Origin of the sequence: Azospirillum lipoferum (assembly GCF_024170005.1) — a bacterium.
Classification (GTDB): domain Bacteria; phylum Pseudomonadota; class Alphaproteobacteria; order Azospirillales; family Azospirillaceae; genus Azospirillum; species Azospirillum lipoferum.
Map to the genome: position 1 here is coordinate 94,061 of NZ_JALJXJ010000012.1, position 15,086 is coordinate 109,146.

Genomic DNA, 15,086 nt, shown 5'->3' on the forward strand with positions numbered 1-15,086 from the left:
AGCGCCTTACGGCGCGCTGACGAACTCCACCCAGTTCGGCTGCTTACCGGCCGGATAGCGGGCGAGCGTGGTCAGCGCGCCGCTGCCGCCATCGATGCGGTAGACCGTCATGCTGTCCGACTTCTCGCCCACCGCCGCCAGGAAACAGCCGGTCGGATCGATGTTGAAGCCGCGCGGCTGCTCCTCCGTCGCCACGCTGCCGAGCGGGGTCAGCAGGCCGCTTTCCGGGTCGATCCGGAAGGAGCGGATGGTGCTGCTCCGCCGTTCGGAGATATAGAGGAAGCGGCCGTCCGGCGTCGAATGGATGTCGGCGGCCCAGGGTTCACCCTTGAAATCCGCCGGCAGGGACGGCAGGCGCTGCTTTTCCTCCAGCGTGCCGGTTTTGGGATCGTACACGAACACCGCGACGGCCGCGTCCAGCTCGTCCACCAGATAGAGGTGGCGAGCGTCGGGATGGAAGACGATGTGGCGCGGACCGGATTTCGGCGGCAGCGACACCGACGGCGGATCGTTATCGCTCAGGTTTCCGGTGGCCGGATCGAAACGAAACTGCACCAGCCGGTCGGATCCCAGGTTGGTGGCGAAGGCGAAACGGTTGTCGGGCGACAGCTGGATCGAATGGGCGTTCTTGCCGGTCGCCATCACCTGCTGCGGCGGTCCCACCTTGCCGTCCGGCCCGATCGGGTTCACCGCCACCTTGTCGCCGCCGTAAGACGCGCTGAACAGGTATCTGCCGCTGCGGTCGGTGACGATGTTCGCCATGCTGTCGGCCAGCGGACCGCTGCCGAGATGGCTCAGCTTGCCGGTCGCCGCATCGATGGCGAAGACCTGCACCTGATAGGGCTGCGACCGCACCCCGGCATAGAGGAAGCGCCGGTCGGGACTGACCGCCATCGGAGTGGAGGAGCCGGGCTTGTCCACCCCGATGAAGGGCACCGTCCCCATCGGGGTCATCGCCCCGGTGGCGCCATCCAGCCGGAAGACGCTGATGTCGTTGCTGGCGGCGTTGGACACATAGGCGAAGCTGTCCGCCTGCACGGGTACCGCTGCGATGAAGGCAGCGGAAGACAGCAGCATCGCCAGCGCGATGCCGTAACGGCGTCCCATGTTTTCCTCCCTTGTGCGGATGTCCGCCCGCCGCGGGCGCCGGTTGCTCCGGTCATCTCCGCGGCGAGGGGCTTCGGATCCAGTGCCCGGTCAGATCAGGTCACCGGCGCCGGGTTGAACAGGGTCAGCGCGTTGCGCAGCCCCCAATGGTCGGCCCAGGTCTGCTTGTGGCCGCTCGCCACCTCCAGGATCAGGTGGAACAGCTCCCAGCCGACATCCTCGATGCTGGCTTCGCCGGTGGCGATGCGGCCGGCATCGACGTCGATCAGGTCGTGCCAGCGCGAGGCCAGCTCGGTCCGCGTCGCCACCTTGATCACGGGCGCCATGGCAAGGCCATAGGGCGTGCCGCGGCCGGTGGTGAACACCTCGATGTTGCAGCCCGACGCCAGCTGCAGCGTGCCGCAGATGAAGTCGCTGGCCGGCGTGGCGGCATAGAGCAGCCCCTTGCGCGTCGCCCGCTCGCCCGGCGCCAGAACGCCGGCGATGGGGCTGGTGCCCGACTTGGCGATGGAGCCCAGCGCCTTCTCCACCACATTGGCGAGGCCGCCCTTCTTGTTGCCGGGGGTCGGGTTGGCGCTGCGGTCGGCCGACCCGACCTGGAGATAATCGTCGTACCAGCGCATCTCGCGGATCAGTGCGCGGCCGGTCTCCTCGTCGACGGCGCGCGGGGTCAGCAGATGGATGGCGTCGCGCACCTCCGTCACTTCGGAGAACATGACCGTCGCCCCGGCCCGCACCAGCAGGTCGGCGGCATAACCGACCGCCGGGTTGGCGGTCACCCCGGAAAAGGCATCGCTGCCGCCGCATTGCAGCCCGACGACGAGGTCCGACGCCGGGCAGGTCTCGCGCCGCCGCTCGTTCAACTGCGCCAGCCGGCGGTCGGCCATCTCCAGGATGGAGGCGACCATGTCGCCGAAACCCTGGTGGCGCTCGTCCTGCAGCGTGACGATGCTGGGCTCCACCCCGGCCGGCAACAGCCGTTCCGGCTGGAGCTTTTCGCAGCCCAGCCCGACCACCATCACCGCCCCGCCCAGGTTGGGGTTGCGGGCGAGGTTCTGCAGCGTGCGGATCGGCACCGCCGCCCCCGGCGCATTGATCGCCACGCCGCAGCCGTAGGTGTGGTTCAGCGCCACCACGTCATCGACATTGGGGTATTTGGGCAGCAGCTCCTTCTTGATTCGCTCGATGGCGAAATCCATCACCCCGGCGACGCACTGCACGCTGATGCTGATGCCCAGCACATTCTTGGTGCCGACCGTCCCGTCCGGATTGCGGTAGCCCTCGAACGTATAGCCGTCCAGCGCCGGGGCGTCGGGCGGCACGGCGGTCGCCAGCGGCAGCGTGTCCAGTTCCGGCGCGTCCGGCAGGCGGACCAGAGACTCCTCGATCCAGGCGCCGCGGCGGATCGGCCGGGCGGCGGTGCCGATCACCTGCCCGTAGCGGACGATCGATGCCCCTTCCTCCAGGTCGGCCAGCGCCACCTTGTGCCCCTGCGGCACGAAATCGGTCAGGACCAGCCCGCACTCGAACTCCGTCCCCGGCGGCAGCCCGCCGGAATTCACCACGATGGCGACGTTGTCCTCGGGATGGACCAGGATGTAGAGAGGCTTCTGGGTCATGGCTTGCCCTGACTTGTATCGTCGGAGATTCCCCTCTCCCCCGGGGAGAGGGGAATCTCCCCAATGTTGCGCGTCACTAAGCCCTCACCGCACCAGGCACGGCCGCTTGTTGTCGAATTTCCAGCCGGGGATCAGATACTGCATCGCCGTGGCGTCGTCGCGAGCCCCCAGCCCGTGCCGCTTGTAGAGGTCGTTGGCCTTCGCCAGCTCGTCCATGTCGATCTCCACGCCCAGCCCCGGCTTCTGCGGCACGGCGACCAGCCCGCCCTCGATCCGGAACGGTTCCCTGGTCAGGCGCTGGCCGTCCTGCCAGATCCAGTGGGTGTCGATGGCGGTGATGCGGCCGGGAGCGGCGGCAGCGACATGCGTGAACATCGCCAGCGAGATGTCGAAATGGTTGTTGGAGTGCGACCCCCAGGTCAACCCCCACTCGTGGCACATCTGGGCGACGCGGACGCTGCCCTGCATGGTCCAGAAATGCGGGTCGGCCAGCGGGATGTCGACCGACTGCAGCTGGATGGCATGGCCCATCTGGCGCCAGTCGGTGGCAATCATGTTGGTGGCGGTCGGCAGGCCGGTGGCGCGGCGGAACTCCGCCATCGCCTCGCGGCCGGAGAAGCCCTGTTCGGCGCCGCAGGGATCCTCGGCATAGGCCAGCACGTCGTCCTTCCCCTTGCAAAGCCGGATCGCCTCCTCCAGCGACCATGCGCCGTTCGGGTCGAGCGTAACGCGGGCGTTGGGGAAGCGCTTCGCCAGCGCCGTCACCGCCTCGATCTCCTCCTCGCCGCGCAGCACGCCGCCCTTCAGCTTGAAGTCGTTGAAACCGTAGCGGTCATGCGCAGCCTCGGCCAGCCGAACCACCGCGTCGGGGGTCAGCGCCACCTCGTTGCGCAGGCGGAACCAGTCGTTCCCGGCATTCGGCTCGGCGCGGTACGGCAGGTCGGTCTTGCCGCGGTCGCCGACATAGAACAGGTAGCCCAGCATCTCCACCGCATCGCGCTGCTGTCCCTCGCCCAGCAGGGCCGCCACCGGCACCTCCAGGAACTGGCCCAGCAGGTCGAGCAGCGCCGCCTCCAGCGCCGTCACCGCATGGATGGTGATGCGCAGGTCGAAGGTCTGCAGGCCGCGCCCGCCGGAATCGCGATCGGCGAAGCCGCGGCGCACGCTGTTGAGGATGTTGTTCCAGGCGCCGACCGACTGGCCGACCACCAGGGCGCGGGCGTCCTCCAGCGTCTGGCGGATCTTCTCGCCGCCGGGCACCTCGCCGACGCCGGTGTGGCCGGCGCTGTCCTTCAGGATCACCACGTTGCGGGTGAAATAGGGCGCATGGGCGCCCGACAGGTTCAGCAGCATGCTGTCCTGGCCGGCGACCGGCACGACCAGCATTTCAGTGACTTTGGGCGACGACATCTGAATGGCCATGATGCGGGGTCTCGAAAACGGGAATGCGGGGAAAAGCGGATCAGGCGGCTTGCAGCAGCGCCTGGGTATAGCCGAGAGCGAAGGCGAAGAAGCGTTCGCGATCCGGATCGACCTCGGAGAAGGGCACATGGTCGGGGCAGAGGATCCCCTTGTATCCGACCTCGCGATAGGCCCGGATGCAGGCCGCCATGTCGACCGACCCCTCGTCCGGCATCGCCTCGCGGAAGTCGAGGTAACCGCCCTTGATGTTGCGGAAATGGACCATGAAGATGCGGTTCTGCGGGCCGAACTCGCGGATCGCCTCCAGCACCGTCTCCGTCGGAGTGCGCGACATCTCGGCGATGGTGCCCTGGCAGAAGTTGAAGCCGAGCGACTTGCTTTCCGGCGCCAGAGAGACGAAGCGGCGCAGGCCCTCCAGCGAGCCCAGCACATGGTGCACGCCGTTCAGGCCGCCCGGCGGATAGGCCGGGTCGTGCGGGTGGCACGCCAGTTTCACACCGGCCTTCTCGGCGGTCGGCAGAATTGCCTCGACCAGATACTCGATGGCACGCCAGCCGTCGGCTTCGCTGACGCCCCCGGCCTCACTCGCCATCACCTGACCACAAGTCTCCGGCGCGCCACGTGCCGCCACAGGGGAAGGCTTGGTGCCGGTCTCGTCCTCCGGCAGGACGGTGCCCCAGTAGGAGAAGCGGGCGTCGTTCTCCGCCTTGTACTCGTCGGCGCGGAAGGTGCTGCATTTCATGCCGCCGCGGCCGTCGACCACGCCGGTGCGGGTGATGCCGACCATGGCGACCGTGTATTTCACCGTGTCGACACCGCCGTCCGCCGCGGCGCGGATGTTGTGGCGCAACCGCTCCGCCGTCGCCGCCGCCTTTTCCGGTGCCCGCAGGCTGTCGAGCAGGATGGAGCCGACATCCAGCGCCAGACAGTCGAGTGTCAGACCATGGCTCTCCACCCACCTGCGCTGGTCGGCGACCTTGCGGCCGTCCCACAGGCCGGCCTCGACATCGTCGCCGGCCATCACCGGCGCGTTCGGCCGGCTGTCGATGACGATGCCCCTGGCGCCCAGCTGGGCGGACAGCCGCAGGCGCTTGTCGGTGGGGTTGATGAGCTGCTCGCCGATATACATTGGGGAAACCCTTTGCCAGACTGGTCGACGCGGACCGGACAAGGGGCGGGAAGCCTTCGCCCACCGCCCCGGCCTGCCGTTACTTCTTCAGTTCCATCCGCTTGATCTCGCCGACGACGACGAGATAGCTGACCGCCGCGATCAGGGCGTTGGCGCCGACGAAGACCAGGGCGCCGTTGAAGGAGCCGGTGGTCTGGATGATGTAGCCGATGACGATCGGCGTGGTGATCGACGAGATGTTGCCGCACATGTTGAACACGCCGCCGCTGAGGCCGGTGATCTCCTTCGGCGCGCAGTCCGACATGACGGCCCAGCCCAGCGCGCCGATGCCCTTGCCGAAGAAGGCCAGCGCCATCAGCGACACCACGACCCACTGAAGATCGGTGTAGTTGCAGGCGATCATCGCCATCGACATCAGCATGCCCAGCACGATCGGCGTCTTGCGCGCCGCAGTCAGGGAATAGCCCCGGCGCAGCATGGCGTCCGACATCACGCCGCCCAGGATGCCGCCGACGAAGCCACAGATCGCCGGGATCGAGGCGATGAAGCCGGCATTGAGGATCGACATGCCGCGGGCCTGGACCAGATAGACCGGGAACCAGGTGATGAAGAAATAGGTGATGGCGTTGATGCAGAACTGGCCGAGGAAGATGCCGACCATCATGCGGCTGGCGAAGAGCTGGCGGATGTAATCCCACTTCGCACCGCCCTGCGCGGAAGCCGCCGCCTTCCGGCCGTCGTCCATGTTGATCAGACCGCCGCCGGCCGCGATGTAGTCCAGTTCGGCCTGATTGATGCGCGGATGGTCCTTGGGAGCGTAGACGGTCTTCATCCACACGCCGGCCATGATGATGCCCAGCCCGCCCATGACGCCGAACACCCAGTGCCAGCCGAAGGAATGGGTCAGCCACCCCATCAGCGGCGCGAAGATCACGGTGGCGAAATACTGGGCGGAGTTGAAGATGGCCGACGCGGTCGCCCGCTCCTGTCCGGGGAACCAGGCCGCGACGACGCGGCTGTTGCCGGGAAAGGACGGCGCTTCGGCGAAGCCCACGGCAAAGCGCAGGGCGAACAGCATCATGACCGCAGCACCACCGGCGAGGAAGCCGATGGAGCCCTGCATCAGGGTAAAGACCGACCAGGTGAAGATGCTCAGCCCATAGACGATCTTCGACCCATAGCGGTCGAGCAGCCAGCCGCCCGGCAGTTGCCCCAGCACATAGGCCCAGCCGAAGGCGGAGAAGATGAAGCCCATCTCGGCGGCGCTGATCCCCAGCTCCTTCGAGATCACGGGGCCGGTGATCGACAGGGTCGCCCGGTCGGCGTAATTGATGACCGTGACCAGGAACAGCATCGCCAGGATGAGATAGCGGACTTTTGTCTGCTTGGCGGCGGGCTGGGCGGCGGCAGCGGCGGTGGAATAGGCAGCGCGCTCGGCGTTGGCGGCGGTGCTCTCGATTGTCATGAGATTTCCTCCCTCAAGGCATGAGGGCGGGCAGGCGCGGCAGTCCCTTCCCGGACCCGTTCGACGGATCCGGCGTCTTGGCTGCACCTTGTGTCCGGCGTCGGGAACTGAAGCCCGGCGCCTGCCCGTCCGGCGATGAATTGTTGCCGTAGGCTATGGGTTACTGCGGACCCAGGGCTTCAATCAGGGCGCGCAGCTCCTCGACCTCGGCCGGCGTGCAGTCGACCAGCGGCGCGCGCACCGGGCCGGCGGGGCGGCCGACGACGGCGGCGCCCGCCTTGACGATGCTGACGGCATAGCCGGCCTTGCGGTTGCGGATCGCCAGATAGGGCAGGAAGAACTGATCGAGCAGCCGGTCGGTGGTGGCGGTGTCGCCCGACGCGACCGCCTGGTAGAACTCCATCGCCGTGCGCGGGATGAAGTTGAAGACGGCCGACGAATAGACCGGAACGCCGATGGCGCGGTAGGCGGCGGCATAGACCTCGGCGGTCGGCAGGCCGCCCAGATAGCTGAAGCGGTCGCCCAGCTTGCGGCGGATGGTCGTCATCAGCTCGATGTCGCCCAGCCCATCCTTGAAGCCGATCAGGTTGGGGCAGCGCTCCGCGAGGCGGGCCAGACGGTCGGCGCCCAGCTTGCAGGTGGCGCGGTTGTAGATGATGACGCCGATGCCGACCGACTTGCAGATCGCCTCGACATGGGCGGCGACGCCGTCCTGATCGGCTTCGGTCAGGTAGTGCGGCAGCACCAGGATGCCGGCGGCTCCGGCCTTCTCGGCGGCCCGCGCCATTTCCACCGCGATGCGGGTGGAATAGCCGACGCCGGCGATGATCGGCACCTCCTTGCCGCAGACCTCGACAGCCAGCGAGACGATGCTCTTGTGCTCATCGGGCGTCAGCGAGAAAAGCTCGCCGGTGCCGCCGGCGGCGAACAGGGCCGACGCGCCATAGGGCTTCAGCCATTCCAGGCGGCGGGCATAGCCGCCCGGCTCGAAGGTGCCGTCGGCGGTGAAATCGGTCAGCGGGAACGACAGAAGACCTTCGCTGACGATGGCCTTCAGGGCTTGCGGTTCCATCGGGGGCATCCTCGGAAAACGGTGGAGACGATTCTGTGGAGGCTCGCAGAGGGGGCACTGCGGGCAAATGGCGGCTTGGGGCGCTGGTACGGGCCGGTCTTACGGCGATCCGTTCGACACCGGCCGCGTCCGATGACAGAACGACTACCATCATATCAGTCATCATACAAGTGGTTTGATGCGCGTGGAGGCAATCCGTCATCCCACCAATCAGGAGGCGGCGAAAGCCGGCCCGGCAAAACAAAAGGGACGCGGCCGGCGGTGCGGCGACGTCCCTTTGCAGCGTGGGGCAGGATTGGCGTGAAGGGTCAGCCCGTTGCGGCGGTCGCCTTGAAGTCGCCGCCGGCGCGCAGTCGGTCGCGGCTGCCGTTCAGATGCAGGCGGAGAGCGGCGCGGGCGTTTTCCGGATCCTGGCGCTCGATGGCGGAATAGATGGTCTGGTGCTCGTCATTGATGCGCCGCAGATATTGGCGGCGCGAATCGCCTTCCAGATGGCCGTAGCGCACGCGGGCGCGCGGGATCAGCAACGATCCCAGATAGGAGAACAGGGCCAGGAAATGCTTGTTTCCGGTCGCCGCGGCAATGGCGCTGTGAAAAGCCAGATCGGCGTCGATGGAATCCTCGCCCGCCTCAATGGCGGCGGTCATCGTGTCCAGCGCCTCGCGCATGCGGGCCAGATGGCTGTCGTCGCGGCGGATGGCGGCGAGATAGGCGGCTTCCGATTCCAGGCTGATGCGGACTTCCAGCACGGAAATCGCCTCATTCACCGCCTCCAGCGTCGATTCCTCGATGCGGAAGGGCAGGATCGCGGCATCGCGCAGGACGAAGGCCCCCAGCCCCTGCCGGGTGGAGACCATGCCGACCGCCTTCAGATTGGCGATCGCCTCGCGTACCACGGTGCGGCTGACGCCGAATTCGTCGATCAGGTCTTGTTCACTGGGCAGCCGGTCGCCACTCTTGTACTGCCCGCCGGAAATCCGTTCGGCCAGGGCATCCACCAGTTGCTTCGCCAGCGGATCCCGGCGCCTGCGCGCTGTCATCACCATCCTCACCCAAACCCGGCTCCGGGACGGACCGCCCGTCACCACTCCATGTCCAGAGTTAACACCCCCAAAACCTATACGACAATAGACAAGCCGGCTTGCCAGCCCGTGGAGAGACGATGCATTGGGGGGCCGCACTGCACCGGTTCACTTGTATGATGACTGATGTCATGATAGATCCCCTCTCCAACAATGGACCGGCCGCTCTTGTCGGCGGGCGCCCCTCCCCCGGTGCCCCGCTCTTGAAGGAGATTCCAAGATGACCATCACCGGCGAGATGCTGATCGGTGCGACCGCCCACCGCGGCAGCCAGGGCGAGTTCCGCGCCTTCGACCCCGCCACCGGCGAGGCGCTGGAGCCCGTCTTCGGCGGCGGCGGTGCCGCCGAGGTCGAGCGCGCCTGCGCGCTGGCCTGGGCCGCCTTCGACGCTTTCCGCGAAACCGGCCTGGAGCAGCGCGCCGCCTTCCTGGAGACGGTCGCCCAGAACATCCTCGACATCGGCGACGACCTGATCACCCGTGCCATGGCTGAAACCGGCCTGCCGCGCGCCCGGCTGGAGGGCGAGCGCGGCCGCACCGTCGGCCAGCTCCGCCTGTTCGCCCAGGTCGTACGCGAGGGAAGCTGGATCGAGGCCCGCATCGACCCGGCCATGCCCGCACGCACGCCGCTGCCGCGTGCCGACCTGCGCCAGCGCCATATCCCGCTGGGGCCGGTCGCGGTGTTCGGCGCCTCCAACTTCCCGCTCGCCTTCTCGGTGGCCGGCGGCGACACCGCGTCGGCCTTCGCCGCCGGCTGTCCGGTGGTGGTGAAGGGCCATGGCGCCCATCCCGGCACTTCGGAGCTGGTCGGCCGCGCCGTCCAGGCGGCGGTCGCCTCCTGCGGGTTGCCGGAGGGCGTCTTCTCCCTGCTGTTCGGCACCGGTAACGAAATCGGTACCGCTCTGGTCGCCGACCCGCGGATCAAGGCGGTCGGCTTCACCGGCTCGCGTGGCGGCGGTCTGGCGCTGATGGGGGTGGCGGCCAAGCGGCCGGAGCCGATCCCGGTCTATGCCGAGATGAGCAGCATCAACCCGGTCTTCCTGATGCCGGCGGCGCTCGCCTCGCGGGCCGAGGCGCTGGGCAAGGGCTTCGTCGCGTCGCTGACCATGGGCGCCGGGCAGTTCTGCACCAATCCCGGCATCCTGCTGGCGGTGGATAGCCCGGACCTCGACCGCTTCGTCGCGGCGGCGGTGGAGGCACTCGGCGGCAGCGCGGCCTCGACCATGCTGACCTCGGGCATCCATGCTGCCTACGATTCCGGTGTCGCCAAGCTGGCCGGCAGCGGCGCGGTGACGACGCTGGCGCGCGGTCTGGCCTGCAGCGGGCCGAACCAGGCGCAGGCGGCCTTCTTCACCGCGACGGCGGAGGCCTTCCTGGCCGATACGGAGTTGCAGGAGGAGGTGTTCGGCGCCGCCTCGCTGCTGATCCGCTGCCCGGACGTGGCGGCGATGGTGGCGGTGGCCGAGCGTCTGGAAGGGCAGCTGACGGCGACCTTGCAGATGGATGCGGCGGACAAGGAGGCGGTGGCGGGTCTGATCCCGACGCTGGAGCGCAAGGCCGGCCGCATCCTGGCGAACGGCTGGCCGACGGGGGTGGAGGTCTGCCACGCGATGGTGCATGGCGGCCCGTTCCCGGCGACGTCGGACCCGCGCAGCACCTCGGTCGGCACGCTGGCGATCCGCCGCTTCCTACGCCCGGTCTGCTATCAGGATCTGCCTGCCGAGCTGCTGCCGGAAGCCCTGCGCGACGGCAACCCGCTCGGGCTGTGGCGCCGGGTCGATGGGGAGCTGGGGCGCAGCTGATCCATTGGTGGGGCGGGGAGCCTCAGCCCCTGCCCCACTCCTTGCACTGCCGTTCCATCGCCGCCCGCAGCAGGGCGGCGAAGCGGAAGGGCGCATGCAGGAACTTGCTGTAGGGCAGCGTCGCGAACCAGCCGAGGACGAGGCCAAGATGGACCAGAAGCAGTGGTCCCATCGCCGCCGTCTCGCGCAGGGCCAGCAGCCCCAGACCGCTGGCCGCCACCAGGAAGAGCAGCGCCAGCAAAGAGCAATCGGCACCGGTCAGGCTCCGTGCCACCGGTCCGGGATCAGCGCGCAGCTTCAGCAGGGCCAGCCCGGCGGCGCCTATCAGCATTCCGGCTCCCCCTATGCCACCGAGCAGGACCGGCAGGCTCAGCAGCGGATAGGGCGCCTGCCAGCCAAGCCGGTGGTGGTAGATGGTCGCCGCGCCGGTAGAGGCGAAGCAGAGCACCACCCCATAGAACAGGGCGTGGTGGAAGCGACGTCGCGCCTGGGAGAAGCGTTCGTCCCGGTCGTTGCAGCCGGCTCCTCCCCCGCCGAGATTGCGCAGGGTGGCGGCGTCGCACAGGGCATCGCGCAGAGCCGGCAGGAAGGCCACGCCGGCCGGCACCGGTCCCATGCCACGCCAGAAGGATGCGACGCTGAAGCCGACGGCGAGCAGCGACCACAGCATCACGGCGCCGGCCACCCCGGCGATGGCCCCCCACGGCACCAGCCGGTAGAACGCACCCGGCCCCGAATGCCGTCCGAACAGCACATCCGGCGGGATCCAGATCAGGGCCGGCATTCCCACGAGCATTACCGCCGACAGGGCGACGGCAGCCACGACGGCAACCGCAGGCCACCCGGCATAAGGCAATCGTCCCCTGAACGGCGGCGGCCAGACATGGTCGCGGTAGGTCTGCTGCCTGACCAGACTGAGGCTTTTCGGCAGGTTCAGGTCGAAAGCGTGCGGCGGTGCATACTGGCACGCATGGTAGCAGGACCGGCAGTTGTGGCAGAGATTGGACAGGAAGGTGAGATCCGCCACCGAAATCAGCCGTCGCATCTTCAGCGCCCGGAAAACCGTGCAATAGCCGTCGCAGAACTGGCAGGCATTGCAGATGTCCAGCGCCCGGCGCGCGTCCGCTGCGCTCTGCTGTGTATCGTCAGTGCAGGGCATGGGCCGCCGCCTCCAGGCCGGCGATGCGTCCGAACACCGCGCCGATGGCCATCGCACTACCGGCCAGATAGCCCGAACCCAGGATGTTGGGCGCCATGACGACTCCCGCGGCATAGACCCCATCGAAGGCACTGCCGTCCCGCCGCAGCACCCGCGCCCGTCCATCGATCCGCACCCCCAGGCAGGTGGAGGTGACGCCGACCCGAACCGGATAGGCGCCGAAGGGCGGAACCGCGATCGGCACGGCGAGTTGCGTCTTCGGCGGATGGATCCCCGCCGTCGCATCCCCGCCGGTGATCGCGGCATTGAAGGCGGTCACCGTGGCCTCCAATGCCGGCGAAGCGATGCCCAACACCGATGCCAGTTCGCCGACGCCATCCGCCCGGATCGCCGGGAAGATGGAGGGCCGGAACCGCTCCCCGATCACCGCATCGAAGATCGAAAAGGCGATGGCGCCGGGACAGCGGGCGACCAGTTCTCCCCAGGCCGTGTAACGCTTGGAGCCGACTACCGCCCCTTCGTCGGCGAAACGCCGGCCGACGCGGTCCACGACGATGCCCTGGACGATGCCGTCCAGCCGGGTGACGATGCCGCCGTCAAACTGAGGCGCCCGTCCGTCGACCGCAACCATATGGCAGCGGTTGGCGGCACCCACCGGCTCCGCCCCGTCCCCAAGCAGCGCCTTCAGCGGGATGCCGGTCGCGTGTGGGGTGCCACGGATCGTGAAGCCGTCGGCGCCCCCGCCCCACTGCTGCCGCATCCAGCCGGGATTGGCCTGGAATCCGCCCGAGGCGACGACGAGCGCCCGCGTCCGGATCGTGAGGTTCGGCTCGCCGACGGTGACGGCTGGCGCCCCGTCCCGCAGATGCAGGGCACGGACGGTGCTGTCATAGCGGATGATGACGCCCAACCGCCCGGCGGTGTCGTAGAGCGCATTCACCAGCGCTTTTCCCCCGCCCAGGAAGAAGGCCGTCTTGCGGGAATGGGGCAGAACCTCGTCGGTGCCGCTGTGGAACCGTACACCGTTGCCGGCCAGCCAATCGACGATGTCGGCGCTGGCATCGACGAACAGGGCCGTCAGCCCGTCATCGGCGGCCCCGGCCACGCGCCGCAGGTCCGAACGGTAATCGTCAGCCGGATAGCGCCCCCGTATCCACGGAGTCGGTGCGTCATGCATGACCCGCATGTTGCGGGAGTGGCGGGCGTTCCCGCCGCGCAGCGCCTTGGTTGCGGCCTCCAGCAGCAGAACGGATGCCCCCGCCCTTCGGGCCGCAATGGCAGCGCAGAGTGCGGCATTGCCGCCACCCACCACCAAGACGTCGCAGTCGCAGGAAACACGGGTCATCGATCTGTCGCAGCGGAAGACGGTCCGTCCCCCCGGTCTGCCGGACGAAGCCTGGAAAGCCATGGCTTTAGCGCCAGACGGCATGGTCAGGGAAGAGCCGGTACCTGCGACACAGCGCAGCGCCCGTCGCAGTATGCATCACCGGTTGACATACTGTTGTTTCTTGCATCCCATAAGGGTTGTGCTGAGGCAGCGTTCGCACCTGCGCTTGCGCATCGAGTCGACGCAACGTCGCAATACAGGAGCCGGCAACCATGGTGGTCGTGGCGTATGGAGCAGCGGCAGGCGAAGAGGGCTGCGATCCGACGATGCTGCCGGCGGTCAGCCCCGAAGCGGTGCCAAGCATCCTGGCCGCCCTGATCGCGGGGATTGACCCCGAGGCCGCGGTCTGGCTCACCACGGCGGTCGCCGCCCCGCCCCTGCCCGGCACACCGGAGTTCATGCGCCTGTTCGCCATTGCCGGCCGCAAGCTGGGCGGCACGGCGCCACGAGGCTGGCCGCCCTCCCGAATTGCGCGCGCAGCCCTGCTCGCCACATCGGTCCGTGCGGCGGGGGCGGAGGCGCCGGCCCGGCTGGTCACCGCCTTCCGCCGGTCCGACAATGCCGAACGGGCGGCGATCCTCCAGTCCTTGATGCTGCTGCCCGATCCTGCCCGCTTTGCCGATCTTGCCGCCGATGCCTGCCGGTCCAGCGTGCAGCCGGTGTTCGAGGCGATTGCCTGCGACAACCGCTTTCCCGCCACCCATTTCGCCGAACCGGTCTTCAACCAGATGGTGCTGAAGGCGGTGTTCACCGGCGCACCGCTGGCCCGCGTCGCCGGGCTGGCGGAGCGGGCCAGCGCCGGGCTTCGCCGCATGGCCGCCGATTTCCGCGACGAACGGCGGGCATCCGGCCGTCCGGTGCCGGCCGACCTCGATTTCCTCCTCGACCCGGGAAGCTGACGCTATGAGATTGTTCGATCCCCACATCCACATGACGTCGCGCACCACCGACGATTATGCCGCCATGCGCCGGGCCGGCATCGTCGCGGTGACCGAGCCTGCCTTCTGGCTCGGCCAGCCGCGCACCCACGTCGGCAGTTTCGAGGATTACTTCCTGTCGCTGATCGGCTGGGAGCGCTTCCGCGCCAGCCAGTTCGGCATCCGCCATTTCTGCACGCTGGGCCTGAATCCGAAGGAGGCCAACACCCCCGACATCGTCGGCGGCGTGCTGGATCTGGTGGACCTCTATCTGGAGAAGGAAGGCGTCGTCGCGGTGGGCGAGATCGGCTATGACGACATGAGCCGGGCGGAGGACGATATCCTCGCCCGGCAGGTCGAAATGGCGAAGAGCCACGGCCTGCCGGTGATGATCCACACGCCGCACCGCGACAAGAAGGCCGGCACCCGCCGCACGCTGGATCTGCTGCGCGAGGCCGGCATGCCGCCGCACCTCGTGCTGATCGACCACAACAACGAACAGACGCTGGAAATGGTGCTGGAGAGCGGCTGCTGGGCCGGCCACACCATCTATCCCGGCAGCAAGATGGACGAACCGCGCATGGTCGGGCTGGTCCAGGCCTTCGGACCGGAGCGGATCATGGTCAACAGCTCCGCCGACTGGGGGATCAGCGACCCGCTGAAGGTGCCGAAGACCGCGCAGGCGATGCGTGACGCCGGGATCACGGACGAGGCCATCGAAACCATCGTCTGGCGCAACCCCATCGCCTTCTACGCCCAGAGCGGACGGCTCGATCCGGCCGAGCTGGAAATCCCGCTGCCGGTCGACCAGCGCCTGCTGTTCGAAGGCAACACCGTCCTGCGCGGCCAGACACCGATGGTCGAGACACCGACGGTCGAGACCCCGACCGTCGAGAGGGCGGTTGTGGAAGCGGACGACTGACGGC

Annotated in this window: 12 protein-coding genes; 3 read left to right on the forward strand and 9 right to left on the reverse strand. The window is 68.2% G+C overall.

Annotated features, from left to right (window positions below; genetic code table 11):
* Positions 1 to 6: 6 nt before the first annotated feature.
* The 7 genes from J2848_RS25320 to J2848_RS25350 all read right to left on the reverse strand — a co-directional run bounded on the left by J2848_RS25320 (position 7) and on the right by J2848_RS25350 (position 8,854).
* On the reverse strand, positions 7 to 1,107 hold the full coding sequence (locus J2848_RS25320; protein WP_149234948.1) for a lactonase family protein: 1,101 nt from the start codon (positions 1,105 to 1,107) through the stop codon (positions 7 to 9).
* A gap of 95 nt (positions 1,108 to 1,202) precedes the next feature.
* Positions 1,203 to 2,726: a galactarate dehydratase gene (gene garD, locus J2848_RS25325; RefSeq protein WP_149234949.1), complete on the reverse strand. Its 1,524-nt coding sequence runs from the start codon at positions 2,724 to 2,726 to the stop codon at positions 1,203 to 1,205.
* An 84-nt stretch (positions 2,727 to 2,810) separates the two neighbouring features.
* Positions 2,811 to 4,148: a glucarate dehydratase gene (gene gudD, locus J2848_RS25330; RefSeq protein ID WP_149234950.1), complete on the reverse strand. Its 1,338-nt coding sequence runs from the start codon at positions 4,146 to 4,148 to the stop codon at positions 2,811 to 2,813.
* A gap of 40 nt (positions 4,149 to 4,188) precedes the next feature.
* Entirely contained in the window at positions 4,189 to 5,277 is a 1,089-nt protein-coding gene (locus J2848_RS25335; protein WP_149234951.1) for a mannonate dehydratase, read from the reverse strand.
* Positions 5,278 to 5,356: 79 nt separating this feature from the next.
* Positions 5,357 to 6,742, reverse strand: coding sequence for an MFS transporter (locus J2848_RS25340; RefSeq protein ID WP_149234952.1), 1,386 nt, complete (start codon positions 6,740 to 6,742; stop codon positions 5,357 to 5,359).
* Positions 6,743 to 6,902: 160 nt separating this feature from the next.
* Positions 6,903 to 7,814: a 5-dehydro-4-deoxyglucarate dehydratase gene (gene kdgD / locus J2848_RS25345; protein WP_149234953.1), complete on the reverse strand. Its 912-nt coding sequence runs from the start codon at positions 7,812 to 7,814 to the stop codon at positions 6,903 to 6,905.
* Positions 7,815 to 8,122: 308 nt separating this feature from the next.
* Entirely contained in the window at positions 8,123 to 8,854 is a 732-nt protein-coding gene (locus tag J2848_RS25350) for a FadR/GntR family transcriptional regulator (RefSeq protein WP_170307258.1), read from the reverse strand.
* A gap of 262 nt (positions 8,855 to 9,116) precedes the next feature.
* Between J2848_RS25350 and J2848_RS25355 the strand changes: the two genes are divergently transcribed.
* Positions 9,117 to 10,697 (forward strand): aldehyde dehydrogenase (NADP(+)), encoded by a 1,581-nt coding sequence (locus J2848_RS25355; RefSeq protein ID WP_253568740.1) that lies wholly within the window; start codon positions 9,117 to 9,119, stop codon positions 10,695 to 10,697.
* A gap of 22 nt (positions 10,698 to 10,719) precedes the next feature.
* Here J2848_RS25355 and tcuB read toward each other — a convergent pair whose 3' ends face one another.
* Positions 10,720 to 11,856 (reverse strand): tricarballylate utilization 4Fe-4S protein TcuB, encoded by a 1,137-nt coding sequence (gene tcuB, locus J2848_RS25360; RefSeq protein ID WP_149235182.1) that lies wholly within the window; start codon positions 11,854 to 11,856, stop codon positions 10,720 to 10,722.
* Positions 11,843 to 13,201, reverse strand: coding sequence for an FAD-dependent tricarballylate dehydrogenase TcuA (gene tcuA, locus J2848_RS25365; protein WP_149235181.1), 1,359 nt, complete (start codon positions 13,199 to 13,201; stop codon positions 11,843 to 11,845). The genes tcuB and tcuA overlap by 14 nt, the downstream gene beginning before the upstream one ends.
* Positions 13,202 to 13,455: 254 nt before the next feature.
* Here tcuA and J2848_RS25370 point away from each other — a divergent pair, with 254 nt between their 5' ends.
* Positions 13,456 to 14,142 carry an EboA domain-containing protein gene (locus J2848_RS25370; protein WP_149235180.1) on the forward strand — a complete coding sequence of 229 codons (687 nt, stop codon included), beginning with the start codon at positions 13,456 to 13,458 and terminating at the stop codon, positions 14,140 to 14,142.
* A 4-nt stretch (positions 14,143 to 14,146) separates the two neighbouring features.
* Positions 14,147 to 15,082, forward strand: coding sequence for a TatD family hydrolase (locus J2848_RS25375; protein ID WP_149235179.1), 936 nt, complete (start codon positions 14,147 to 14,149; stop codon positions 15,080 to 15,082).
* Positions 15,083 to 15,086 lie beyond the last annotated feature (4 nt).